Here is a 21,764-nt window from a genome sequence, read left to right as displayed (position 1 = left end):
CGACAACGGACGCCACCTTACCGGCGCGGCCCCCGGGCGGGAACGACTGACCGGGGACGCCCATGCGCGGACGTCCCCGGTCAGACTTACCTGCTCAACAGCGCGTCCACCGACTCAGGAGCGGTCGGTGACGGTGCCGCCGGCCGCGGTGATCTTCTCCCGGGCCGAGGAGGAGACGGCGTCCACCGTCACCGTCAGCGCCACGGAGATGTCGCCGGAGCCGAGCACCTTCACCAGCTCGTTCTTCCGGACGGCGCCCTTGGCGACCAGGTCCTCCACGGTCACCTCGCCACCCTCCGGGTAGAGGGCGGCGAGACGCTCCACGTTGACGACCTGGTACTGCTTGTGGGCCGGATTGCGGAAGCCCTTGAGCTTCGGCAACCGCTGGATCAGCGGGAGCTGACCACCCTCGAAGCCGGCCTTGACCTGGTACCGGGCCTTGGTGCCCTTGGTGCCGCGACCCGCGGTCTTGCCCTTGGACGCCTCACCACGACCCACGCGGATCTTGGCCTTCTTGGCGCCCGGCGCGGGCCGGAGGTCGTGGAGCTTCAGGGGACCGCTCCCGGCGCTCTCCTTCTTGGCGAGGTCCGCCATGATCAGTCCACCTCCTCGACCGTCACCAGGTGCCGCACGGTGTTGGCCATGCCGCGGATCTCCGGGCGGTCATCCTTGACGACCACGTCGTTGATACGCCGCAGCCCGAGCGAGCGCAGCGTCTCCCGGTGGTTCTGCTTGCTCCCGATACGGGACTTGACCTGAGTGATCTTCAGCCGGGCCATCACGCACCCACCCCGGCGCGCGCCCGCAGCAGAGCGGCGGGAGCCACGTCCTCCAGCGGCAGGCCGCGGCGGGCGGCGATCTCCTCGGGGCGCTGCAGGCCCTTCAGAGCGGCCACCGTGGCGTGCACGATGTTGATCGGGTTGGACGAGCCGAGCGACTTGCTCAGCACGTCGTGGATGCCCGCACACTCCAGCACGGCGCGCACCGGGCCGCCGGCGATCACACCGGTACCGGGGGAGGCCGGCTTCAGCAGGACGATGCCCGCCGCCTCCTCGCCCTGGATCGGGTGCGGGATGGTGCCCTGGATCCGGGGGACCTTGAAGAAGTGCTTCTTGGCCTCCTCGACACCCTTGGCGATGGCGGCCGGCACCTCCTTGGCCTTGCCGTAGCCGACACCGACGGTGCCGTCGCCATCGCCCACCACGACCAGCGCGGTGAAGCTGAAGCGACGACCACCCTTCACTACCTTGGCGACGCGGTTGATCGCGACGACGCGCTCGACGTACGCGGTCTTCTCGGCGGCGGCGCCGCCGTCCCGGCCCTTACGGTCCCGCCGCTCGCCGCCACCTGCGCCACCACCGCGGCGCTGTGGTCCAGCCATTGGAATTACCTCTCTCGATTCAGTCGACGGGACCGGCTCAGAACTTGAGCCCCGCCTCGCGGGCGGCGTCCGCCAGCGCGGCGACGCGCCCGGCGTACCTGTTACCCCCGCGGTCGAACACCACGGCCTCGACACCCGCGGCCCTGGCCCGCTCGGCGACCAGCGCGCCGACGCGCTTGGCCTTGTCGCTCTTGTCGCCCTCGGCACCCCGGATGGACACGTCGAGAGACGAGGCAGAGGCGAGCGTGTGCCCGACGGTGTCGTCCACGACCTGCGCCACCATGTGGCGGTTGGAGCGGGTCACCACCAGGCGCGGCCGCTCGGCCGTGCCGGAGATCTTCTTGCGGATCCGCACGTGGCGGCGCTTGGTCGCGACACGCTTCCGCGCGTCGCCCTTCGCGATCTTGATGCCGTATGCCATGGCTACTTACCAGCCTTTCCGACCTTGCGGCGGATGACTTCGCCCTCGTACTTCACGCCCTTGGCCTTGTACGGGTCGGGCTTCCGCAGCTTGCGGATGTTGGCCGCGACCTCGCCGACCTTCTGCTTGTCGATCCCCTCGACGCTGAACCGGGTCGGGGTCTCGACCTTGAACGCGATGCCCTCCGGGGGCTCGACGAGGATCGGGTGGCTGTAGCCAAGCGAGAACTCGAGGCCGGTGCCCTTGGCCTGGACGCGGTAACCGACACCGCTGATCTCAAGCTTCTTGACGTAGCCCTGGGTCACACCGGTGATCATGTTGGCCACCAGCGTGCGCGACAGGCCGTGCAGGGCACGGTTGCGGTTCTCGTCGTTGGGACGGGACACCAGAATGGCGCCGTCCTCGCCCCGCGACACCTCGATCGGCGCGACCACGGTGTGCGACAGGGCGCCCTTGGGCCCCTTCACCTCCACCGTGCGGCCCTCGATGGTGACGTCCACACCGGCGGGAATCTGGATCGGCTGCTTGCCAATACGCGACATGGCTCTCCTCCGTTCCCTTCCGTCACCAGACGTAGGCGAGGACTTCCCCACCCACGCCCTTCTTCTGCGCCTGCTTGTCGGTGAGCAGCCCGTGGGACGTGGAGATGATCGCCACGCCCAGGCCGCCGAGCACCTTCGGCAGACTCGTGGACTTCGCGTAGACCCGGAGACCGGGCTTCGAGATCCGCTTGATGCCGGCGATCGAGCGCTCGCGGTTCGGGCCGTACTTCAGCTCGAGGACCAGGGACTTGCCCACCTGGGCCTCCTCGGTCTTCCAGCCGGTGATGTAGCCCTCCTGCTGGAGGATCTCCGCGATGTGCGACTTGATCTTGCTGTGCGGCATCACGACGGTGTCGTGGTACGCCGAGTTCGCGTTCCGCAGACGGGTCAGCATGTCTGCGATCGGATCGGTCATGGTCATGAAACGGCCTTGGGCCTCTCTCGCCGGGGTTTCCTTGCGGGGGGAGGGACGTTGTCCCTCCGCGCACACGGGACCTACGGCGTAGTCGGTGTTACCAGGAGCTCTTGGTGACGCCCGGCAGTTCGCCGCGGTGCGCCATCTCACGGAGGCACACACGGCACAGGCCGAACTTGCGGTACACGGAGTGCGGCCGGCCGCAGCGCTGGCAGCGCGTGTAGCCACGCACGGCGAACTTCGGCTTGCGGCTGGCCTTGGCGATCAGAGCCTTCTTCGCCACGGTCACGCCTCCTTGAAGGGGAATCCGAGGAGCTTCAGCAGGCTGCGCCCCTCGTCGTCGGTCGTGGCCGTGGTGACCACGGTGATGTCCATGCCCCGCACCCGGTCGATGCGGTCGGGGTCGATCTCGTGGAACATGACCTGCTCCGTGAGACCGAACGTGTAGTTCCCCCGGCCGTCGAACTGCTTGGGGGACAGGCCGCGGAAGTCGCGGATGCGCGGCAGCGCCAGCGACAGCAGCCGGTCGAGGAACTCCCACATCCGGTCGCCGCGCAGCGTCACGTGCGCGCCGATCGGCTGCCCCTCGCGCAGCTTGAACTGCGCGATGGACTTGCGGGCCTTGGTCACGGTCGGCTTCTGGCCGGTGATCGTGGCGAGGTCGCGCACGGCGCCCTCCATCAGCTTGGAGTCGCGGGCGGCGTCGCCCACACCCATGTTGACCACGATCTTGGTCAGGCCCGGCACCTGCATGATGTTCGGGTACTGGTACTCGTCACGCAGCTTGCCGATGATCTCTTCGCGGTACCGCGTCTTCAGGCGCGGCGCGGTGGCAGTGGCAGTGGTCATCAGATGTCCTCACCGGTCCGGCGGGCAACACGGATCTTGTTGCCGTTCTCGTCGAAGCGGTAGCCGACCCGGGTGGTGACCTTCTTGCCGTCCTTCTCCACCACCAGCGCGACGTTGCTCACGTGGATGGGGGCCTCGGTCGTGATGATGCCACCGGTCTTGGACCCGCGTGCGGTCGCACCGGCCTTCGTGTGCTTCTTGACCCGGTTGACACCCTCGACCAGGACGCGGTCCTCGCGGGGGTAGGCCACGATGACCTTGCCCTGCTTGCCCTTGTCCTTGCCGGTGATGACCTGGACCAGGTCACCCTTCTTGATCTTCATGCTCACAGCACCTCCGGCGCGAGCGAGATGATCTTCATGAACTTCTTCTCGCGCAGCTCACGGCCCACCGGGCCGAAGATACGGGTGCCACGGGGGTCGCCGTCGTTCTTGAGGATGACGGCGGCGTTCTCGTCGAAGCGGATGTACGAGCCGTCCGGCCGCCGGCGCTCCTTCACGGCGCGCACGACGACGGCCTTGACGACGTCGCCCTTCTTCACGTTGCCACCGGGGATCGCGTCCTTGACGGTGGCCACGATGACGTCACCGATGCCCGCGTAGCGGCGCCCGGATCCGCCGAGAACGCGGATGCAGAGGATCTCCTTCGCACCCGTGTTGTCGGCGACGCGCAGTCGCGACTCCTGCTGGATCATTGGTTACTTCGCCTTTTCCAGAATCTCCACGACGCGCCAGCGCTTGGTCGCGGACAGCGGACGGGTCTCCATCAGAAGAACGCGGTCACCGACACCGGCGACGTTCTGCTCGTCGTGGGCCTTGAGCTTGCTCGTGCGGCGGATGATCTTGCCGTACAGGGCGTGCTTGACCCGGTCCTCGACAGCGACAACGACGGTCTTGTCCATCTTGTCGCTGACGACCAGACCCTCACGGGTCTTCCGCCGGCCGCGCTCAGTCGTCTCAGTCACAGTCTTCTCACTCATCAGGCGTTCTCCACCGCCTCGGCGACGGGCTCCACCGACTCGATGCCGAGCTCGCGCTCCCGCATCAGGGTGTAGATCCGGGCGATGTCCTTGCGGACGGCCCTGAGCCGGCTGTTGTTCTCGAGCTGGCCGGTCGCCGCCTGGAAGCGGAGCCGGAACAGCTCCTCCTTCGCCTCGCGCAGCTTCACGACGAGCTCCTCGTCGTTCAGCTCCCGGAGCTCGGCTGCCTTGGTACCGGCTGCCATCACGCCTCACCTGCCTCGCGCCGGACGATCCGGCACTTCATCGGAAGCTTGTGCGCGGCGCGGGTGAGCGCCTCACGAGCGATCTTCTCGTTGGGGTAGGAGAGCTCGAACATCACGCGCCCCGGCTTGACGTTCGCGATCCACCACTCCGGCGAGCCCTTGCCGGAGCCCATGCGGGTCTCGGCGGGCTTCTTGGTCAGCGGACGGTCCGGGTAGATGTTGATCCACACCTTGCCGCCACGCTTGATGTGCCGGGTCATCGAGATACGCGCGGCCTCGATCTGCCGGTTCGTCACATAGGCGCCGGTGACGGCCTGGATGCCGTACTCACCGAAGGCGACCTCGGTACCGCCCTTGGCAGCACCCTTGCGCTTGGGGTGGTGCTGCTTGCGGTACTTGACCTTGCGAGGAATCAGCATGGTCTCAGCTCTCCGTTCCCGTGCTCTCGGCGGCGGGGGCGGCGGGCGCCTCGGCCTTGGGAGCCTCGGCGGCGGGCGCGCCCTGCTGCTGCGGCCTGCGTCCGCGGCCACCGCGCTCGCCGCGACCGCGGGCGGGGCGGTCGCCACCGGGACCGCCGGGCCCGCGGGCCGGGCGGTTGCCGGCGCGGGCGGCGGCGTTCTCGGCGCGGACCTCGGCGATGTTCTTCACGTCGCCCTTGTAGATCCAGACCTTGACCCCGATGCGGCCGAAGGTGGTGCGGGCCTCGAAGAAGCCGTAGTCCACGTTGGCGCGCAGGGTGTGCAGGGGCACGCGGCCCTCGCGGTAGAACTCGGAGCGGGACATCTCGGCGCCGCCGAGACGTCCGCCGCACTGGATCTTGATGCCCTTGGCGCCGGCCTTCATCGTGCTCTGCATCGACTTGCGCATGGCACGGCGGAAGGAGACGCGGGAGGACAGCTGCTCGGCGACCGCCTGGGCCACCAGCTGCGCGTCCAGCTCGGGGTTCTTGACCTCGAGGATGTTGAACTGGATCTGCTTGCCGGTCAGCTTCTCCAGGTTGCCCCGGAGCCGGTCGGCCTCCGCGCCGCGGCGGCCGATGACGATGCCCGGCCGGGCGGTGTGGACGTCGACGCGGACGCGGTCACGGGTGCGCTCGATCTCCACCTTGGAGATGCCGGCGCGCTCCATGCCCTGCGTCAGCATGCGGCGGATCGCGACGTCTTCCTTGACGTAGTCCTTGTACAGCTTGTCGGCGTACCAGCGCGACTTGAAGTCGGTCGTGACGCCGAGCCGGAACCCGTGCGGGTTTACCTTCTGGCCCATTACCGGGTCCCTTCCTTGCTGCTGACGACCACCGTGATGTGGCTGGTCCGCTTACGGATCCGGTAGGCGCGGCCCTGGGCACGCGGCCGGAACCGCTTCAGGGTCGGGCCCTCGTCGACGTACGCCTCACTCACGTAAAGGCTGGCGACGTCCGTGTGGTTGTAGTTGTGCGCGGCGTTGGCGATGGCGCTGTCCAGCACCTTGCCCACCGGCACACTGGCGGCCTGCGGGGCGAAGCGCAGGACCGCCTGAGCCTCCGCGGCGTCCTTGCCGCGGATGAGGTCCACCACACGGCGGGCCTTCATGGGCGTGACGCGGATGTACCGCGCGATAGCCCTGGCTTCCATGGTTGTCCCTTCGGTGTCGGTCATGATCTGCACACCCCGCTCAGCGGCGCCGCGACTTGCGGTCGTCCTTCACGTGGCCGCGGAAGGTGCGGGTCGGCGCGAACTCGCCGAGTTTGTGGCCGACCATCGACTCGGTGACGAACACCGGGACGTGCTTACGGCCGTCGTGCACCGCGATCGTGTGGCCCAGCATCGCCGGGACGATCATCGAGCGGCGCGACCAGGTCTTGATGACGTTCTTGGTACCGGCTTCGTTCTGCGAGTCCACCTTCTTGATCAGGTGGTCGTCGACGAAGGGCCCCTTCTTCAGACTGCGCGGCATCGCAACCTGCTCCTAGCGCTTCTTGTTCGTCTTGCGGCGGCGGACGATGTACTTGTTGCTGGCCTTCTTCGGCGAGCGGGTACGGCCTTCCTTCTTGCCCCAGGGGGAGACCGGGTGGCGGCCACCCGAGGTCCGGCCCTCACCACCACCGTGGGGGTGGTCGACGGGGTTCATCACGACGCCACGGACGCTCGGCCGGACGCCCTTCCAGCGCATCCGGCCGGCCTTGCCCCAGTTGATGTTCGACTGCTCGGCGTTGCCGACCTCGCCGACAGTGGCGCGGCAGCGGACGTCGACCAGGCGGATCTCACCGGAGGGCATGCGCAGGTGGGCCATGCGGCCCTCCTTGGCCAGGAGCTGCACGGAGGCACCGGCGGAGCGGGCGAACTTCGCGCCGCCGCCGGGCTGGAGCTCGATGGCGTGGATGACGGTACCGACCGGGATGTTGCGCAGCGGAAGGTTGTTGCCGGGCTTGATGTCGGCCCCGGCGCCGTTCTCCACGCGGTCACCCTGCTTCAGGTGGGCCGGCGCGATGATGTACCGCTTCTCGCCGTCCGCGTAGTGCAGCAGCGCGATGCGGGCGGTGCGGTTGGGGTCGTACTCGATGTGCGCGACCTTGGCCGGCACGCCGTCCTTGTCGTGCCGGCGGAAGTCGATCACACGGTAGGCGCGCTTGTGGCCGCCGCCCTGGTGGCGGACGGCTACGCGACCGGCGTTGTCCCGGCCACCCTTGCTGTGCAGGGGGCGGACCAGCGACTTCTCCGGCGTGGACCGCGTGATCTCGACGAAGTCGGCGACGCTGGCGCCACGACGGCCCGGAGTCGTCGGCTTGTACTTGCGGATTCCCATTTCTTAGTCCTCGTCCGGTATCGGACGGACCGGCTCCGCTAGGAGACCGGACCGCCGAAGATGTCGATGCTGTCGCCCTCGGCGAGGGTCACGATGGCGCGCTTGGTGCTGGCACGGCGCCCGTAACCGGTGCGGGTGCGCTTGCGCTTGCCCTGCCGGTTGATGGTGTGGACCGAGGTGACCTTGACCGAGAAGACCGCCTGGACGGCCTGCTTGATCTGGGTCTTGTTCGCCCGCGGGTCGACGATGAACGTGTACTTGTTCTCGTCGAGCAGCGCGTAGCTCTTCTCGGACACGACCGGCTTGATCAGGATGTCGTGCGGGTGCGTGATCTCCTTGCTGGAGACCTCGGCGACGGTTCCGTCACTCATCAGGCGTCGCTCCCTTCGGGCTTGGCCGGGCCCGCCACGAAGCGGTCGAAGGCGGCCTTGGTGAACACCACGTCGTCCGAGTCGATGACGTCGTAGGTGTTGAGCTGGCCCGGGTCGATCAGGTGCACCTGGGGCAGGTTGCGGGCCGAGAGCCACGCCGACGTGTCGGCGCGGTCCGCGACCAGCAGCAGCTTCTTGCGGTCGCTGATCTTCTGCAGCAGGGTGCGGGCGGCCTTGGTGGAGACCTCGCCGTCCACGACGCCGGTGACGATGTGGATGCGGTCGTTCCTGGCCCGGTCGGTGAGGGCACCGCGCAGCGCGGCGGCCTTCATCTTCTTCGGGGTCCGCTGGGTGTAGTCACGCGGCACGGGACCGTGCACGACGCCACCGCCGGTGAACTGCGGGGCGCGGACGGAGCCCTGACGGGCGCGGCCGGTGCCCTTCTGGCGGTACGGCTTCTTGCCGCCACCGCGGACCTCGCCGCGCGTCTTGGCCTTGTGCGTGCCCTGGCGGGCGGCGGCGAGCTGCGCGACGACGACCTGGTGGATCAGCGGAACGCTGACCTTGGCGTCGAAGATCTCCGCGGGAAGCTCGACGGTGCCGGTCTTCTCACCGGCGGGCGAAAGGATGTCTACGGTGCTCATGGGTAACCTCAGGCCCCCTTGGCCGCGGTGCGGACCAGGACGAGGCCGCCGTTGGGGCCGGGCACCGCGCCCTTGATGAGCAGCAGGCCCTTCTCCGCGTCAACGGCGTGGACGGTCAGGTTCTGGGTGGTCACGCGCTCGTTGCCCATGCGGCCGGCCATGCGCAGGCCCTTGAACACGCGGCCCGGGGTGGCGCAGCCACCGATGGAGCCGGGCGAGCGGTGCTTGCGCTGGGTGCCGTGCGAGGCGCCGAGGCCGCCGAAGCCGTGGCGCTTCATGACACCGGCGGTGCCCTTGCCCTTGCTGGTGCCGGTCACATCGACCTTGACGCCGGACTCGAACACCTCGGCGGTGATCTCCTGGCCGAGCGTGTACTCGGCGGCGTCGGCGGTCCGCAGCTCGACCAGGTGGCGGCGCGGAGTGACGTCGGCCTTGGTGAAGTGGCCCTTGAGGGGCTTGTTCACCTTGCGGGGGTCGATCTCCCCGAACGCGATCTGGACGGCCTCGTAGCCGTCCCTGTCATTGGTGCGCACCTGGGTCACGACACAGGGCCCGGCCTTGACCACGGTCACCGGAACGACGCGGTTGTTGTCGTCCCAGACCTGGGTCATGCCGAGCTTCTCGCCCAGGACGCCCTTGATCTGCTTGGTCATCTCTCTTCCGCGCCTCTCAGAGCTTGATCTCGATGTCGACGCCGGCCGGAAGGTCCAGGCGCATCAGCGAGTCAACGGTCTTGGGGGTCGGGTCGAGGATGTCGATCAGGCGCTTGTGGGTGCGCATCTCGAAGTGCTCGCGCGAGTCCTTGTACTTGTGCGGCGACTTGATGACGCAGTACACGTTCTTCTCAGTGGGCAGCGGCACCGGGCCCGCGACCGACGCACCCGTGCGGGTCACCGTCTCGACGATCTTCTTCGCCGAGTTGTCGATGACCTCGTGGTCGTAGGCCTTGAGCCGGATGCGGATCTTCTGTCCCGCCATGGCTACTTCGTAGTCCTGTCTCTTCGTCAACGCTCTGGAACCCGGAGGCCGCGCCCCCCTGCTCCGACCCACGCGGTCGGGCGTGTCGCACTCGTTCCCAGACTTCGCCACGAAGGGCACCTCCCGGCCGCCGGGCCGGACGAGGTTTCCTCTGCGAGGAGTGGGGGGAGAACTTCCACCGGGTGCCTGGCTGATGCCCCGCCCACGCTTCCCGGAAGATCCCGGTATTTCCGCTGCTGTCCCGCCTGAGCAGGACATATATGCAGCGACGAATACAGTGGGACTCGCTTCCGGTCCTCCCGGCGGGAGGCGCGCAGCATCGGCTGTCAACCGAGCAACCTGGTCAGTGTGCCATATCGCCCACCGACAGTGCCAATCGGGCGAGACGCCCGGCCCCGCGGCCACCGGCCGGCCACGCGGACCGGCCGGAGCACACCCCCTCTCCGTCCTGTTCTCACTCCCGCTCCCCGACCCGCCTGGCGCGCTCGCGCTCCTCCACCTCGGCCAGCGGCGGGTGGAGCTGCATCGGCCCATACGGGTCCTGGTCGCTGGGGCGCGGTGGCTCGGGCCCGTCGGGCCCGATCCGCATCAGCCGCTCCACCCGGATCACGCGGAACCGCCGCCCGAGCACCCGCAGTTCGTCCCGCGGCGGCCCGGCGCGGTAGTCCTCGGCGGCGCGGGCGTAGGTGGCCGCGTCGGCGGCGGAGACGCCCTGCTCCAGCTTCGGGAGGAACTCGGCCAGGTAGTTGTACAGGGTCGCGCGGGCCTCCTGCGGGCTGGGCTGGAGCCCGGCCATCGGCTCCCAGGACGTGGTCTTCCGCTCGGCGAACGTGAACGCCGCGGGCAGCAGCACGACGCCGGGGTGGGAGACCAGGGCGCGGCGGGAGTCCTCCCTGATCGCGCGGGGGATGCGCGGCGCCTCGTAGTGCAGGGAGATCAGCTCCATCCGCTGGATGCTCTCCATGATCCCGGTCGGGCTCGCGTGGTCGATGACGAATCCCCGGGTGCGGCTCCGCGCGCCCCGGCGGGCCCGGTCCCCGAGGTCCCGCGAGGGGTCGTCGGGGTCGGTGGGCCGCGGCCCCTCGATGCCCTCGGGCCCGACGCGGGCGAACTCGTCGCCCCGCACGATCCGGTAGCGGGTGTCCCCCACGGTCACCTCGTTGACCGGCTCGGCCTCCAACCGGGCCACGGCGGCCAGCAGTTGGTCGCGGAGCGGGTCCCCGGCCACGGTCTCGTCCTTCGCCTTGAACCACAGGTGGGAGTTGAGCCCGTCCCTGGAGTGCTGGGCGAAGCCGTCCTCCACGTCGCTCAGCAGGCGCCAGCTCTCGCCGTCCTCCGGCCGCTGCTCGGCGAACCCGAAGACCGGCCCCCGGATCACGACGTTGGGATACCGCTCGGCGGCCCGCATCGTGTCCTGCTCGGTGACCTCCGAGACCGGATCATCCCGGTGGGTGACCCGGAAGGTCAGGTGGCGCGGCGGACTTTTCCGGTGATCCTTCATGCGCCCAGCGTGACAGGAGTACCGCCGCGTGGTCAGTCGATTACGAGAAGTCCCCCTCTTCGAGGGGCTACCTTGCCACCGTGTTCACGCGTTTCACGCCGTCACCTCCCGTAGCCCGCCGTGAAGCGCTCCCCGATGTGCCGCGGCTTCTCGATCTCGTCGACGAGCGCCACCGCGTAGTCCTCGTAGGAGATCCGGCTCGCGCCGCGCTCGTCGGTCACCAGGTCGTCCAGCGCGGTGTCGTACCGGCCGGTGCGCCGGCCCGGCTCGATCCGGGCGGCGGGGCTGAAGCAGGTCCAGCGGATCCCGGTGGCGATGCCGCGCAGGTACTCCAGGGCCTCGGCGTGGGCGCGCATGGTCATCAGCGTGTCCTCGCCCAGCCCGGGGGTGTCCCGGACCAGGCCGCCGCCGGGGGCGCGCAGCGTGCCGGCGTCGCCGACCATGATGAGCCGGGGCGCCTGCTCCCCCAGCGCGTGCAGGCCCGCCACCAGCGACTCGGCGGACGGTCCGACGGTGATCCGGTTCCCGGGGCCGTCGCCGCCGCCGACGGCGCTGACCAGCACGTCCTGTCCCCGGCCGACGATGCTGACGGACGCCGGGTCGAGCACGTCCCCGGTGGTGACCGTCAGGTTCCGGTGGGTTCTGCTGACCGAGCCGGGGTCGAGGACCACGGCCGTGACCGTGTGGCCGCGGTCGAGGGCCTCGCTGACGATCCGGTGGCCGATGGCGCCATTCGCCCCGAAGATCGCGATCCTGGCCATGAGGTGCTCCCTGTGGTGTTTCGCGGCTCTTTCGCCGCCAGGGTGCCACCGGGCGGAGCCCGAGTCATGGAGGCGACGCCCGGAGTCCCCAAAAGCGGACGGGCCCCGCCCCGCATGGAATCCATGCGGGGCGGGGCCCGTTCTGCCGCGGCTCGCGCCAGGGGGTCAGATCACTTGAGGATCTTGGTGACCTGACCGGCGCCCACGGTCCGGCCACCCTCGCGGATGGCGAACTTCAGGCCCTCCTCCATGGCGACCGGCTGGATCAGCTCGACCCTCATGTCGGTGTTGTCGCCGGGCATGACCATCTCGGTGCCCTCGGGGAGGTGCACCACGCCGGTCACGTCCGTCGTCCGGAAGTAGAACTGCGGACGGTAGTTGTTGAAGAACGGCGTGTGGCGGCCACCCTCGTCCTTGGACAGGATGTACGCGGTCGCCTCGAACTCGGTGTGCGGGGTGACCGAACCGGGCTTGATGACGACCTGGCCGCGCTCGACGTCCTCGCGCTTGATGCCGCGGAGGAGCAGACCGACGTTCTCACCGGCCCGGCCCTCGTCGAGCAGCTTGCGGAACATCTCGATACCGGTGACGGTGGTGGTGGCCTTCGTCTCCTTGATACCGATGATGTCGACGGTCTCGTTGACCTTGAGGATGCCGCGCTCGATACGGCCGGTCACCACGGTGCCGCGACCGGTGATGGTGAACACGTCCTCGATCGGCATCAGGAACGGCTTGTCGACGTCGCGCTCCGGCTGCGGGATGGACTCGTCCACGGCCTTCATCAGCTCGAGGACGGTCTTGGACCACTCGGGGTCACCCTCGAGGGCCTTCAGCGCGGAGACCTTGACGACCGGCACGTCGTCGCCCGGGAACTCGTACTCCGTGAGCAGCTCACGGACCTCGAGCTCGACGAGCTCCATGATCTCCTCGTCGTCCACCATGTCCGCCTTGTTCAGGGCGACCACGATGTACGGCACACCGACCTGGCGGGCCAGGAGCACGTGCTCCTTGGTCTGCGGCATCGGGCCGTCGGTGGCGGCGACCACGAGGATGGCACCGTCCATCTGGGCGGCACCGGTGATCATGTTCTTGATGTAGTCCGCGTGGCCCGGGCAGTCGACGTGGGCGTAGTGCCGGCTCTCGGTCTGGTACTCGACGTGCGCGATGGAGATGGTGATACCGCGCTGGCGCTCCTCGGGCGCCTTGTCGATGTTCTCAAACGCGAACGTCTCATTAAGGTCCGGGAACTCGTCGTGCAGCACCTTGGTGATCGCCGCGGTAAGCGTCGTCTTGCCGTGGTCGATGTGACCGATGGTGCCAATGTTGACGTGCGGCTTAGTCCGCTCGAACTTCGCCTTCGCCACTGGGGTCCTCCTGTGGACTGGTGCTGTACGCCCCCCGCACCTTGCGGAAGGTTTCAGATGGTCGACCGAACCGGCCAGGACCCCGAGGGGGACGCCCTTGACCGCTTCGTTGAAGGGCTGGGCTCCGGGGGCGAAACGCCCCCGAACGCCCCTTGCTCCAGCTTAAGGGTTACTCGCCCTTGGCCTTCGCGATGATCTCCTCGGCGACGTTCCGCGGAACCTCGCCGTAGGAATCGAACTGCATGCTGTAACTCGCGCGACCCGAGGTCTTGCTGCGCAGGTCACCGACGTAACCGAACATCTCCGAGAGCGGCACGAGCGCCTTGACGACCTTCGCGCCACTCCGGTCCTCCATGGCCTGGATCTGACCACGGCGGGAGTTGATGTCACCGATCACGTCACCCATGTAGTCCTCGGGCGTGGTGACCTCGACGGCCATCAGCGGCTCCAGGAGAACCGGCCCGGCCTTGCGGGCGGCCTCCTTGAACGCCATGGAACCGGCGATCTTGAACGCCATCTCGGACGAGTCGACGTCGTGGAACGCGCCGTCGAGCAGGGTCACCTTGACACCCGTCAGCGGGTAGCCGGCGAGCACGCCGAACTCCATCGCCTCCTGGCAGCCCGCGTCCACCGAGGGGATGTACTCCTTGGGGATGCGGCCACCGGTGACCTTGTTCTCGAACTCGTACCCGTCGCCTTCCAGCGGCTCCAGCGCGATCTGCACCTTGGCGAACTGACCGGAACCACCGGTCTGCTTCTTGTGCGTGTAGTCGTGCTTCTCGACCGACTTCCGCAGCGTCTCCCGGTAGGCGACCTGCGGCTTGCCGACGTTGGCCTCGACCTTGAACTCGCGCTTCATCCGGTCGACGAGCACATCGAGGTGCAGCTCGCCCATGCCCGAGATGATCGTCTGACCGGTCTCCTGGTCCGCCTTGACCTGGAAGGACGGGTCCTCCTCGGCCAGGCGCTGGATCGCGATGCCCAGCTTCTCCTGGTCGCCCTTCGACTTGGGCTCGATGGCGACCTCGATGACCGGGGCCGGGAAGTCCATGGACTCCAGGATCACCGGATTGGCCGGGTCGCACAGCGTCTCGCCCGTGGTCGTCTGCTTCAGACCCATGACGGCGACGATGTCGCCCGCGCCCACACGGTCGATCTCCTCACGCTTGTTCGCGTGCATCCGGTAGATCTTGCCGATGCGCTCCTTGCGGTCCTTCACCGAGTTCTGCACCTGCGCGCCGGCCTGCAGCACACCGGAGTAGATCCGGATGAAGGTGAGCTTGCCCAGGTGGGGGTCGCTCATGATCTTGAACGCGAGAGCCGCGAGCGGCTCCTCCTCGGACGGCTTGCGCGTGATGACCTGCTCGGGGTCACGCGGCGAGTGGCCCTCGACGGCCTCGATGTCCAGCGGCGACGGCAGGTACCGGATGACCGCGTCGAGCAGGGGCTGCACGCCCTTGTTCTTGAACGCGGTGCCGCAGAACACCGGGGTGACGGTCATGGAGCCCTCGGAGCCCGTGGAGGCGAGGGTGACACGGCGCACGGCCGCGTAGAGCTGCTCCACGGAGGGCTCCTCGCCCTCCAGGTACAGCTCCATCATCTCCTCGTCGTTCTCCGCGACGGCCTCGACCAGCTTGGCGTGCCACTCCTGGGCCTGGTCCTGGAGGTCCGCGGGGATGTCGACGACGTCGTACATCTCCCCGAGCTTGGTCTCCTCCGACCACACCAGCGCCTTCATGCGGACCAGGTCCACGACGCCCTTGAAGTCGGCCTCGGCGCCGATCGGGAGCTGCATGACCAGCGGGGTGGCGTTCAGCCGGTCGACGATCATGTCGACACAGCGGAAGAAGTCGGCCCCCGTGCGGTCCAGCTTGTTCACGAAACAGATGCGCGGCACGCCGTAACGGTCCGCCTGGCGCCAGACCGTCTCGGACTGCGGCTCCACGCCGGCCACGCCGTCGAACACCGTGACGGCACCGTCGAGGACGCGCAGCGAGCGCTCCACCTCGACGGTGAAGTCGACGTGTCCCGGGGTGTCGATGATGTTGATGGTGTGGTCGACATCGTCCAGCGGCCAGTGACAGGTGGTCGCGGCGGACGTGATCGTGATGCCGCGCTCCTGCTCCTGGGCCATCCAGTCCATGGTGGCGGCGCCGTCGTGAACCTCACCGATCTTGTAGCTCACGCCGGTGTAGTACAGGATCCGCTCGGTGGTCGTCGTCTTGCCCGCGTCGATGTGGGCCATGATCCCGATGTTCCGGACCCTGGCCAGGTCAAGTGAAGTGGTAGCCATCTGGCTTCAGTCTTCTCTCGGTCTCGATGGGGTAGCGACTACCAGCGGTAGTGCGCGAAGGCCTTGTTGGACTCGGCCATCTTGTGGGTGTCCTCGCGCTTCTTCACGGAGGCACCGAGCCCATTGGACGCGTCGAGCAGCTCGTTCATCAGCCGCTCGGTCATGGTCTTCTCGCGGCGGGCGCGGGAGTACCCGACCAGCCAGCGCAGCGCGAGCGTCGACGAACGACCGGGGCGGACCTCGACCGGCACCTGGTAGGTGGCGCCACCGACGCGGCGGGAGCGGACCTCGAGGGTCGGCTTCACGTTCTCCAGCGCGCGCTTGAGGGTGATGACCGGGTCGTTGCCCGTCTTGTCCCGCAGGCCCTCCATCGCACCGTAGACGATCCGCTCGGCGGTGGAGCGCTTGCCGTTCAGGAGCACCTTGTTGATGAGGGAGGTCACCAGAGGAGAGCCGTACACCGGGTCGATGTGGACCGGGCGCTTCGGGGCAGGGCCCTTACGAGGCATGCTTACTTCTCCTTCTTGGCGCCGTAGCGGCTGCGGGCCTGCTTGCGGTTCTTGACACCCTGGGTGTCCAGGGAGCCGCGGATGATCTTGTAACGAACACCCGGCAGGTCCTTCACACGACCACCGCGCACCAGCACGATGGAGTGCTCCTGAAGGTTGTGGTTCTCACCCGGAATGTAGGCGGTGACCTCGATCCCGTTGCTCAGACGCACGCGGGCGACCTTGCGCAGGGCCGAGTTCGGCTTCTTCGGGGTGGTCGTGAACACACGCGTGCAGACGCCGCGGCGCTGGGGCGAACCCTCCAGTGCGGGCGTCTTGTTCTTCTCGACCTTGTCCTGCCGGCCCTTGCGGACCAGCTGCTGGATCGTTGGCACCGTATCTCCGGTTTCTCTGTGCCGATCTCGGTGAAGCTAACCTGGACCACGGCACCGACCCACGCGGTCGGGCGTGTCGAAGACTGCAGGATTCCGATTCCTCGCTAGGCTGCGGGGAGCGGACGCAGATTCCGGAGTTCTCGCTGCGGCTGAAAAAACGCAGGGAACACCCCAGGCACAAGGTCAGAGCGTACCTACCCCACAGGCTGCGGTCAAAACAAGCGCCTGAGAACAGCACAATGACCGTACGAACACTGGAGGGGACGAGACCGTGACGAGCACCGTGCCGGAGGCCGCGGGCGGCGAGCCCGCACCCGAGGCGGACATAGAAAACGATACCCAAGCCCCGCCCGCGGAACCGGAGTCCGGGCGAAGACGGCGCTGGCCGCGGATCCTGCTCGGCTCGCTGGCCGCCGTCCTGGCGGTGCTGCTGGCCGGCGCCGGTTACGCCTACTGGCGCACCGACCAGGCGCTGGACTCCATCGACCGCATCCCCGACGCCCTGCCCAGCCTCCCCGAGGAGGAGCAGCCGCCGAGCGCGGCGGGCGACGCGGAGGTCTATCTGCTGGTCGGCCTCGACGCCGACGAGACCCCCGAGGAGGGGCCCGCCTGGCAGGCGGGCGCGGCGCGCAGCGACACGATGATGCTGCTCCAGCTCTCCGGCGACCGGCAGACCGCCTCGGTGGTGTCACTGCCCCGGGACACCTGGGTGGAGATCCCGGGCCACGGCGAGGCCAAGCTCAACGCCGCCTACTCGTGGGGCGGCCCGCCACTGATGGTGCGGACCGTGCAGGACCTGACGGGCATCCGGGTCGACCACCTGGCCGTCGTGGACTGGACCGGCTTCCGGGAGCTGACGGACGCGGTCGGCGGCGTCGGCGTGGACGGGCGGCGCATGAACGGCGAGGAGGCGCTGGCCTACGTGCGGGAACGCACGTCCCTGCCCGGCGGCGACTTCGACCGCACCCGGCGCCAGCAGAACTTCCTGCGCGCCCTGATGACCCAGACCCTCAGCTCCGACACGCTCACCGACCCCGGCCGGCTCAGCGGCCTGCTGAACACGGTCGGCGATGTGGTCAGCGTCGACGACGGGCTCAGCAACGGCGACCTGCGCGGCCTGCTGTGGGACCTGCGCGGCATCCGCGCCTCGGACGTGCACTTCATGAACGCCCCGGTGACCGGCACCGACATGATCGGCGGCCAGTCGGTGGTCCTGCTGGACCACGAGGCCGCGGCGCCGCTGTGGCAGGCGATGCGCGACGACGACATGACCGCGTTCCTCGCGAGCGACCGGGCCCCCGAGGAGCTGGGCGCCACCGTGCGCTGACGCCCCGCGGGCCCCGGGCGGACGACAAGGCCCGGCCGGGGACGGCGATGCCGTCCCCGGCCGGGCCTTTGCCGTGGTGGCGGACCTCAGCCCTGGTAGGGGCCGTAGTCGTAGTCCTCCAGCGGAACCGCCTGGCCGGAGCCGCCGCCGAAGGGCGAGTAGTCGATGTCGTCGTATCCGACGGCCGAGTACATCGCGGCCTTCGCCTCCTCGGTGGGCTCCACCCGGATGTTCCGGTAACGGGACAGGCCCGTGCCGGCCGGGATGAGCTTGCCGATGATCACGTTCTCCTTGAGGCCGATCAGGGAGTCCGACTTGGCGTTGATCGCCGCGTCGGTGAGCACCCGGGTCGTCTCCTGGAAGGACGCCGCCGACAGCCACGACTCGGTGGCCAGCGACGCCTTGGTGATGCCCATGAGCTGCGGACGGCCGGAGGCCGGGTGGCCGCCTTCCGCCACGACCCGGCGGTTCTCCGACTCGAACTTCGAGCGCTCGACCAGCTCGCCCGGCAGCAGCTCCGCGTCGCCGGACTCGATGATCGTCACCCGGCGCAGCATCTGCCGGACGATGATCTCGATGTGCTTGTCGTGGATCGCCACACCCTGGGAGTTGTAGACCTTCTGGACCTCGCCCACCAGGTAGATCTGCACGGCCCGCTGGCCGAGGATCCGCAGGACGTCGTGCGGGTTCGCCGCGCCGACCGTCAGCGGCTGGCCGACGGTGACGTGGTCGCCCTCGCTCACCAGGAGCCTGGCGCGCTTGGAGACCGCGTAGGAGGTCTCGTCCGAGCCGTCGTCCGGCGTGACGATGACCTTCTTGGTCTTCTCGGTCTCCTCGATGCGCACCCGGCCGGCCGACTCGGAGATCGGCGCGACGCCCTTGGGGGTACGGGCCTCGAAGAGCTCGACCACACGCGGCAGACCCTGCGTGATGTCCTCACCGGCGACACCGCCGGTGTGGAACGTCCGCATGGTGAGCTGCGTGCCGGGCTCGCCGATGGACTGGGCGGCGATGATGCCGACGGCCTCGCCGATGTCCACCAGCTTGCCGGTCGCCAGCGAGCGGCCGTAGCACATGGCGCAGGTGCCGACGGCGGACTCGCAGGTGAGGACCGAGCGGGTCTTGACGGTCTCGACGCCGTGGCTGACCAGCTCGTCGATCAGCACGTCGCCCAGGTCGGTGCCGGCCGGGGCCAGCACCTTGCCGTCGACCACGATGTCCTCGGCCAGGCAGCGGGCGTAGACGCTGGACTCGACGTCGTCCGCCTTGCGCAGCACGCCGTCGGCGCCCTTGACCGCGATCGCCAGCTTCAGGCCGCGCTCGGTGCCGCAGTCCTCCTCGCGGATGATGACGTCCTGGGAGACGTCCACCAGACGCCGGGTGAGGTACCCGGAGTCGGCGGTCCGCAGGGCGGTGTCGGCCAGACCCTTGCGCGCGCCGTGCGTGGAGATGAAGTACTCCAGCACGGAGAGGCCCTCGCGGAACGACGCCTTGATCGGCCGCGGGATGGTCTCGTTCTTCGCGTTGGACACCAGGCCGCGCATACCCGCGATCTGACGCATCTGCATCATGTTTCCGCGGGCGCCCGAGTCGACCATCATGAAGATCGGGTTGGTCTTGGGGAAGTTGTCGCTCATGGTCTCGGCGACCTCGTTCGTCGCCTTCGTCCAGATCGCGATCAGCTCCTGGGTCCGCTCGTCCTTGGTGATCAGGCCGCGCTCGTACTGCTTCTGGACCTTTTCGTCCTGCGCCTCGTAGTTGGCGAGGATGTCCTTCTTCGCCTCGGGCACGACGATGTCGGAGACGGCGACGGTGACGCCGGACCGGGTGGCCCAGTAGTAACCGGCCGCCTTCAGGTTGTCCAGCGCGGCGGCGACGACGACCTTGGGGTAGCGCTCGGCCAGGTCGTTGACGATGCCGGAGAGCTGCTTCTTGCCCACGGACTGGTCCACGAAGGGGTAGTCCTCGGGCAGCAGCTCGTTGAACAGCGCCCGGCCCAGCGTGGTGCGCAGGCGGAAGCTGTCACCGGGCTGCCACTCGCCCTCGCCCTCGGCGGGCTCCGGCGGGATCCAGCCGCGCGGCGGCACCGAGCCGACCGGGAAGCGGATGTCGACCTTCGCCTGGAGCGACAGCTCCCCGGCGTCGAACGCCATGATCGCCTCGGCGGTCGACGCGAAGGACCGGCCCTCGCCCCTGACCTCGCGCTCCTCCTCGTCGGTGGTGAGGAAGAACAGGCCCAGCACCATGTCCTGCGTCGGCATGGTGACCGGACGGCCGTCGGCCGGCTTCAGGATGTTGTTCGAGGACAGCATCAGGATGCGGGCCTCGGCCTGCGCCTCCGCGGACAGCGGCAGGTGCACGGCCATCTGGTCGCCGTCGAAGTCCGCGTTGAACGCGGTGCAGACCAGCGGGTGGATCTGGATGGCCTTGCCCTCGACGAGCTGCGGCTCGAACGCCTGGATGCCGAGCCGGTGCAGGGTCGGGGCGCGGTTCAGCAGGACCGGGTGCTCGGCGATGACCTCTTCGAGGACGTCGTACACCACGGTCCGCTGGCGCTCGACCATGCGCTTGGCCGACTTGATGTTCTGCGCGTGGTTGAGATCGACCAGGCGCTTCATCACGAACGGCTTGAACAGCTCCAGCGCCATCGCCTTCGGCAGACCGCACTGGTGCAGCTTGAGCTGCGGGCCGACGACGATGACGGAACGCGCCGAGTAGTCCACGCGCTTGCCCAGCAGGTTCTGCCGGAAGCGGCCCTGCTTGCCCTTGAGCATGTCGGACAGCGACTTCAGCGGCCGGTTGCCCGGGCCGGTGACCGGACGCCCGCGGCGGCCGTTGTCGAACAGCGCGTCGACGGCCTCCTGGAGCATGCGCTTCTCGTTGTTCACGATGATCTCGGGCGCGCCGAGGTCGAGAAGCCGCTTCAGGCGGTTGTTCCGGTTGATGACGCGGCGGTACAGGTCGTTCAGGTCGGAGGTCGCGAAGCGGCCACCGTCGAGCTGCACCATCGGGCGCAGGTCCGGCGGGATGACCGGGACGCAGTCCAGGACCATGCCCTTGGGGCTGTTGGACGTCTGCAGGAACGCGGAGACGACCTTGAGCCGCTTCAGGGCGCGGGTCTTCTTCTGGCCCTTGCCGGTGCGGATGATCTCGCGGAGACGCTCGGCCTCCTCGTTCAGGTCGAAGGTCTCCAGGCGCTTCTGCAGCGCCGCGGCGCCCATCGAGCCGTCGAAGTAGGTCCCGAAGCGGTCGCGCAGCTCGCGGTAGAGCAGCTCGTCGCCCTCCAGGTCCTGCACCTTGAGGTTCTTGAAGCGGTTCCAGACCTCGTCCAGGCGGTCCAGCTCGCGCTGGGCCCGGTCCCGGAGCTGCTTCATCTCTCGCTCGGCCCCCTCGCGCACCTTGCGGCGCACGTCGGCCTTGGCGCCCTCGGCCTCCAGCTCGGCCAGGTCGGCCTCCTGCTTCTTGGCCCTGGCCTCCAGGTCCGCGTCGCGGCGCTGCTCGATCTGCTGGCGCTCCACGGAGATGTGGGCCTCCAGCGACGGCAGGTCGCGCGCACGGCGCTCCTCGTCCACGTACGTGATCATGTACGCGGCGAAGTAGATGACCTTCTCCAGGTCCTTGGGGGCCAGGTCCAGCAGGTAGCCGAGCCGGGACGGGACGCCCTTGAAGTACCAGATGTGGGTCACGGGCGCGGCCAGTTCGATGTGGCCCATCCGCTCACGGCGCACCTTGGCGCGGGTCACCTCGACGCCGCAGCGCTCACAGATGATGCCCTTGAAGCGGACGCGCTTGTACTTGCCGCAGTAGCACTCCCAGTCCCGGGTCGGACCGAAGATCTTCTCGCAGAAGAGTCCGTCCTTCTCGGGCTTGAGGGTGCGGTAGTTGATGGTCTCCGGCTTCTTGACCTCGCCGTGTGACCACTGACGGATGTCGTCAGCGGTGGCCAGGCCGATCCGCAGTTCGTCGAAGAAGTTGACGTCGAGCACTCTCGTCAATCCCTCTCAGGGTCGTGTCAGTCAATGGTCTGTC

Annotated in this window: 29 protein-coding genes; 1 reads left to right on the top strand and 28 read right to left on the bottom strand. The window is 68.5% G+C overall.

Going from position 1 to position 21,764, the window contains the following annotated elements; translation table 11 throughout:
* Window positions 1–114: 114 nt before the first annotated feature.
* The 27 genes from rplO to rpsL form a co-directional block, all read right to left on the bottom strand.
* Entirely contained in the window at window positions 115–594 is a 480-nt protein-coding gene (rplO, locus tag ACSNOC_RS00835; protein ID WP_436745217.1) for a 50S ribosomal protein L15, read from the bottom strand.
* A gap of 2 nt (window positions 595–596) precedes the next feature.
* Window positions 597–779, bottom strand: coding sequence for a 50S ribosomal protein L30 (gene rpmD, locus ACSNOC_RS00830; RefSeq protein WP_436745216.1), 183 nt, complete (start codon window positions 777–779; stop codon window positions 597–599).
* Window positions 779–1,381, bottom strand: a complete 603-nt coding sequence (rpsE, locus tag ACSNOC_RS00825) for a 30S ribosomal protein S5 (protein ID WP_120698204.1) — start codon at window positions 1,379–1,381, stop codon at window positions 779–781. The genes rpmD and rpsE overlap by 1 nt, the downstream gene beginning before the upstream one ends.
* 37 nt (window positions 1,382–1,418) lie before the next feature.
* Window positions 1,419–1,802, bottom strand: a complete 384-nt coding sequence (rplR, locus tag ACSNOC_RS00820) for a 50S ribosomal protein L18 (RefSeq protein WP_436745215.1) — start codon at window positions 1,800–1,802, stop codon at window positions 1,419–1,421.
* Window positions 1,803–1,804: 2 nt separating this feature from the next.
* Window positions 1,805–2,344, bottom strand: coding sequence for a 50S ribosomal protein L6 (gene rplF / locus ACSNOC_RS00815; protein WP_436745214.1), 540 nt, complete (start codon window positions 2,342–2,344; stop codon window positions 1,805–1,807).
* Between the two features lie 22 nt (window positions 2,345–2,366).
* Entirely contained in the window at window positions 2,367–2,765 is a 399-nt protein-coding gene (rpsH, locus tag ACSNOC_RS00810) for a 30S ribosomal protein S8 (RefSeq protein WP_436745213.1), read from the bottom strand.
* A 91-nt stretch (window positions 2,766–2,856) separates the two neighbouring features.
* Window positions 2,857–3,042 (bottom strand): type Z 30S ribosomal protein S14, encoded by a 186-nt coding sequence (locus ACSNOC_RS00805; protein ID WP_059013617.1) that lies wholly within the window; start codon window positions 3,040–3,042, stop codon window positions 2,857–2,859.
* Window positions 3,043–3,044: 2 nt separating this feature from the next.
* Window positions 3,045–3,608, bottom strand: a complete 564-nt coding sequence (gene rplE, locus ACSNOC_RS00800) for a 50S ribosomal protein L5 (RefSeq protein WP_436745212.1) — start codon at window positions 3,606–3,608, stop codon at window positions 3,045–3,047.
* On the bottom strand, window positions 3,608–3,931 hold the full coding sequence (gene rplX, locus ACSNOC_RS00795; RefSeq protein WP_436745211.1) for a 50S ribosomal protein L24: 324 nt from the start codon (window positions 3,929–3,931) through the stop codon (window positions 3,608–3,610). The genes rplE and rplX overlap by 1 nt, the downstream gene beginning before the upstream one ends.
* A gap of 2 nt (window positions 3,932–3,933) precedes the next feature.
* A complete protein-coding gene (gene rplN / locus ACSNOC_RS00790) occupies window positions 3,934–4,302 on the bottom strand; it encodes a 50S ribosomal protein L14 (RefSeq protein WP_059012876.1) in 369 nt (122 codons plus the stop codon).
* A 3-nt stretch (window positions 4,303–4,305) separates the two neighbouring features.
* Window positions 4,306–4,587, bottom strand: a complete 282-nt coding sequence (gene rpsQ, locus ACSNOC_RS00785) for a 30S ribosomal protein S17 (protein WP_436745210.1) — start codon at window positions 4,585–4,587, stop codon at window positions 4,306–4,308.
* The gene (rpmC, locus tag ACSNOC_RS00780) at window positions 4,587–4,832 is read right to left on the bottom strand and encodes a 50S ribosomal protein L29 (protein ID WP_436745209.1); all 246 of its coding nucleotides are present in this window, start codon (window positions 4,830–4,832) and stop codon (window positions 4,587–4,589) included. Before rpmC ends, rpsQ begins: the two co-directional genes overlap by 1 nt.
* Complete coding sequence (gene rplP, locus ACSNOC_RS00775) at window positions 4,832–5,251, bottom strand: 50S ribosomal protein L16 (RefSeq protein ID WP_326598592.1); 420 nt, start codon at window positions 5,249–5,251, stop codon at window positions 4,832–4,834. The genes rpmC and rplP overlap by 1 nt, the downstream gene beginning before the upstream one ends.
* Before the next feature lie 4 nt (window positions 5,252–5,255).
* Window positions 5,256–6,095 carry a 30S ribosomal protein S3 gene (gene rpsC / locus ACSNOC_RS00770; RefSeq protein WP_436745208.1) on the bottom strand — a complete coding sequence of 280 codons (840 nt, stop codon included), beginning with the start codon at window positions 6,093–6,095 and terminating at the stop codon, window positions 5,256–5,258.
* Window positions 6,095–6,442: a 50S ribosomal protein L22 gene (rplV, locus tag ACSNOC_RS00765; RefSeq protein WP_436745269.1), complete on the bottom strand. Its 348-nt coding sequence runs from the start codon at window positions 6,440–6,442 to the stop codon at window positions 6,095–6,097. Before rplV ends, rpsC begins: the two co-directional genes overlap by 1 nt.
* Before the next feature lie 40 nt (window positions 6,443–6,482).
* Window positions 6,483–6,764, bottom strand: coding sequence for a 30S ribosomal protein S19 (gene rpsS, locus ACSNOC_RS00760; protein ID WP_436745207.1), 282 nt, complete (start codon window positions 6,762–6,764; stop codon window positions 6,483–6,485).
* Window positions 6,765–6,776: 12 nt separating this feature from the next.
* On the bottom strand, window positions 6,777–7,613 hold the full coding sequence (gene rplB / locus ACSNOC_RS00755; protein WP_122182078.1) for a 50S ribosomal protein L2: 837 nt from the start codon (window positions 7,611–7,613) through the stop codon (window positions 6,777–6,779).
* A 38-nt stretch (window positions 7,614–7,651) separates the two neighbouring features.
* Window positions 7,652–7,984 (bottom strand): 50S ribosomal protein L23, encoded by a 333-nt coding sequence (gene rplW / locus ACSNOC_RS00750; protein WP_436745206.1) that lies wholly within the window; start codon window positions 7,982–7,984, stop codon window positions 7,652–7,654.
* The gene (gene rplD, locus ACSNOC_RS00745; RefSeq protein ID WP_436745205.1) at window positions 7,984–8,628 is read right to left on the bottom strand and encodes a 50S ribosomal protein L4; all 645 of its coding nucleotides are present in this window, start codon (window positions 8,626–8,628) and stop codon (window positions 7,984–7,986) included. Before rplD ends, rplW begins: the two co-directional genes overlap by 1 nt.
* A gap of 8 nt (window positions 8,629–8,636) precedes the next feature.
* Entirely contained in the window at window positions 8,637–9,281 is a 645-nt protein-coding gene (gene rplC, locus ACSNOC_RS00740; protein WP_436745204.1) for a 50S ribosomal protein L3, read from the bottom strand.
* Between the two features lie 16 nt (window positions 9,282–9,297).
* Window positions 9,298–9,606 carry a 30S ribosomal protein S10 gene (gene rpsJ / locus ACSNOC_RS00735; RefSeq protein WP_016473429.1) on the bottom strand — a complete coding sequence of 103 codons (309 nt, stop codon included), beginning with the start codon at window positions 9,604–9,606 and terminating at the stop codon, window positions 9,298–9,300.
* A 454-nt stretch (window positions 9,607–10,060) separates the two neighbouring features.
* On the bottom strand, window positions 10,061–11,107 hold the full coding sequence (locus tag ACSNOC_RS00730; protein WP_436745203.1) for a DUF5954 family protein: 1,047 nt from the start codon (window positions 11,105–11,107) through the stop codon (window positions 10,061–10,063).
* Window positions 11,108–11,208: 101 nt separating this feature from the next.
* Window positions 11,209–11,868, bottom strand: a complete 660-nt coding sequence (locus ACSNOC_RS00725) for an NAD(P)-dependent oxidoreductase (RefSeq protein WP_436745202.1) — start codon at window positions 11,866–11,868, stop codon at window positions 11,209–11,211.
* 170 nt (window positions 11,869–12,038) lie between these two features.
* The gene (gene tuf, locus ACSNOC_RS00720; protein WP_436745201.1) at window positions 12,039–13,232 is read right to left on the bottom strand and encodes an elongation factor Tu; all 1,194 of its coding nucleotides are present in this window, start codon (window positions 13,230–13,232) and stop codon (window positions 12,039–12,041) included.
* Between the two features lie 169 nt (window positions 13,233–13,401).
* Window positions 13,402–15,525 carry an elongation factor G gene (gene fusA, locus ACSNOC_RS00715; RefSeq protein ID WP_436745200.1) on the bottom strand — a complete coding sequence of 708 codons (2,124 nt, stop codon included), beginning with the start codon at window positions 15,523–15,525 and terminating at the stop codon, window positions 13,402–13,404.
* A 38-nt stretch (window positions 15,526–15,563) separates the two neighbouring features.
* Window positions 15,564–16,034 carry a 30S ribosomal protein S7 gene (gene rpsG, locus ACSNOC_RS00710; protein WP_049572475.1) on the bottom strand — a complete coding sequence of 157 codons (471 nt, stop codon included), beginning with the start codon at window positions 16,032–16,034 and terminating at the stop codon, window positions 15,564–15,566.
* Between the two features lie 2 nt (window positions 16,035–16,036).
* Window positions 16,037–16,408 (bottom strand): 30S ribosomal protein S12, encoded by a 372-nt coding sequence (gene rpsL / locus ACSNOC_RS00705; RefSeq protein ID WP_049572471.1) that lies wholly within the window; start codon window positions 16,406–16,408, stop codon window positions 16,037–16,039.
* A gap of 271 nt (window positions 16,409–16,679) precedes the next feature.
* Here rpsL and ACSNOC_RS00700 point away from each other — a divergent pair, with 271 nt between their 5' ends.
* Entirely contained in the window at window positions 16,680–17,735 is a 1,056-nt protein-coding gene (locus tag ACSNOC_RS00700) for an LCP family protein (protein ID WP_436745199.1), read from the top strand.
* Between the two features lie 86 nt (window positions 17,736–17,821).
* On the opposite strand, the gene ACSNOC_RS00695 is transcribed toward ACSNOC_RS00700, so the two are convergent.
* Entirely contained in the window at window positions 17,822–21,721 is a 3,900-nt protein-coding gene (locus ACSNOC_RS00695; protein ID WP_436745198.1) for a DNA-directed RNA polymerase subunit beta', read from the bottom strand.
* Window positions 21,722–21,764 lie beyond the last annotated feature (43 nt).

The sequence above is a fragment of the Streptomyces sp. URMC 129 genome (assembly GCF_051386415.1).
Classification (GTDB): Bacteria; Actinomycetota; Actinomycetes; order Streptomycetales; family Streptomycetaceae; genus Streptomyces.
The sequence above is the reverse complement of the archived record's forward strand: the minus strand, read 5'-3'. Positions and strand labels throughout refer to the sequence as shown.

Coding starts and splice junctions, on each gene's coding strand:
- rplO (WP_436745217.1), bottom strand. CDS start 594: ATGGCGGACCTCGCCAAGAAGGAGAGCGCCGGGAGCGGTCCCCTGAAG.
- rpmD (WP_436745216.1), bottom strand. CDS start 779: ATGGCCCGGCTGAAGATCACTCAGGTCAAGTCCCGTATCGGGAGCAAG.
- rpsE (WP_120698204.1), bottom strand. CDS start 1,381: ATGGCTGGACCACAGCGCCGCGGTGGTGGCGCAGGTGGCGGCGAGCGG.
- rplR (WP_436745215.1), bottom strand. CDS start 1,802: ATGGCATACGGCATCAAGATCGCGAAGGGCGACGCGCGGAAGCGTGTC.
- rplF (WP_436745214.1), bottom strand. CDS start 2,344: ATGTCGCGTATTGGCAAGCAGCCGATCCAGATTCCCGCCGGTGTGGAC.
- rpsH (WP_436745213.1), bottom strand. CDS start 2,765: ATGACCATGACCGATCCGATCGCAGACATGCTGACCCGTCTGCGGAAC.
- rplE (WP_436745212.1), bottom strand. CDS start 3,608: ATGACCACTGCCACTGCCACCGCGCCGCGCCTGAAGACGCGGTACCGC.
- rplX (WP_436745211.1), bottom strand. CDS start 3,931: ATGAAGATCAAGAAGGGTGACCTGGTCCAGGTCATCACCGGCAAGGAC.
- rplN (WP_059012876.1), bottom strand. CDS start 4,302: ATGATCCAGCAGGAGTCGCGACTGCGCGTCGCCGACAACACGGGTGCG.
- rpsQ (WP_436745210.1), bottom strand. CDS start 4,587: ATGAGTGAGAAGACTGTGACTGAGACGACTGAGCGCGGCCGGCGGAAG.
- rpmC (WP_436745209.1), bottom strand. CDS start 4,832: ATGGCAGCCGGTACCAAGGCAGCCGAGCTCCGGGAGCTGAACGACGAG.
- rplP (WP_326598592.1), bottom strand. CDS start 5,251: ATGCTGATTCCTCGCAAGGTCAAGTACCGCAAGCAGCACCACCCCAAG.
- rpsC (WP_436745208.1), bottom strand. CDS start 6,095: ATGGGCCAGAAGGTAAACCCGCACGGGTTCCGGCTCGGCGTCACGACC.
- rplV (WP_436745269.1), bottom strand. CDS start 6,442: ATGGAAGCCAGGGCTATCGCGCGGTACATCCGCGTCACGCCCATGAAG.
- rpsS (WP_436745207.1), bottom strand. CDS start 6,764: ATGCCGCGCAGTCTGAAGAAGGGGCCCTTCGTCGACGACCACCTGATC.
- rplB (WP_122182078.1), bottom strand. CDS start 7,613: ATGGGAATCCGCAAGTACAAGCCGACGACTCCGGGCCGTCGTGGCGCC.
- rplW (WP_436745206.1), bottom strand. CDS start 7,984: ATGAGTGACGGAACCGTCGCCGAGGTCTCCAGCAAGGAGATCACGCAC.
- rplD (WP_436745205.1), bottom strand. CDS start 8,628: ATGAGCACCGTAGACATCCTTTCGCCCGCCGGTGAGAAGACCGGCACC.
- rplC (WP_436745204.1), bottom strand. CDS start 9,281: ATGACCAAGCAGATCAAGGGCGTCCTGGGCGAGAAGCTCGGCATGACC.
- rpsJ (WP_016473429.1), bottom strand. CDS start 9,606: ATGGCGGGACAGAAGATCCGCATCCGGCTCAAGGCCTACGACCACGAG.
- ACSNOC_RS00730 (WP_436745203.1), bottom strand. CDS start 11,107: ATGAAGGATCACCGGAAAAGTCCGCCGCGCCACCTGACCTTCCGGGTC.
- ACSNOC_RS00725 (WP_436745202.1), bottom strand. CDS start 11,868: ATGGCCAGGATCGCGATCTTCGGGGCGAATGGCGCCATCGGCCACCGG.
- fusA (WP_436745200.1), bottom strand. CDS start 15,525: ATGGCTACCACTTCACTTGACCTGGCCAGGGTCCGGAACATCGGGATC.
- rpsG (WP_049572475.1), bottom strand. CDS start 16,034: ATGCCTCGTAAGGGCCCTGCCCCGAAGCGCCCGGTCCACATCGACCCG.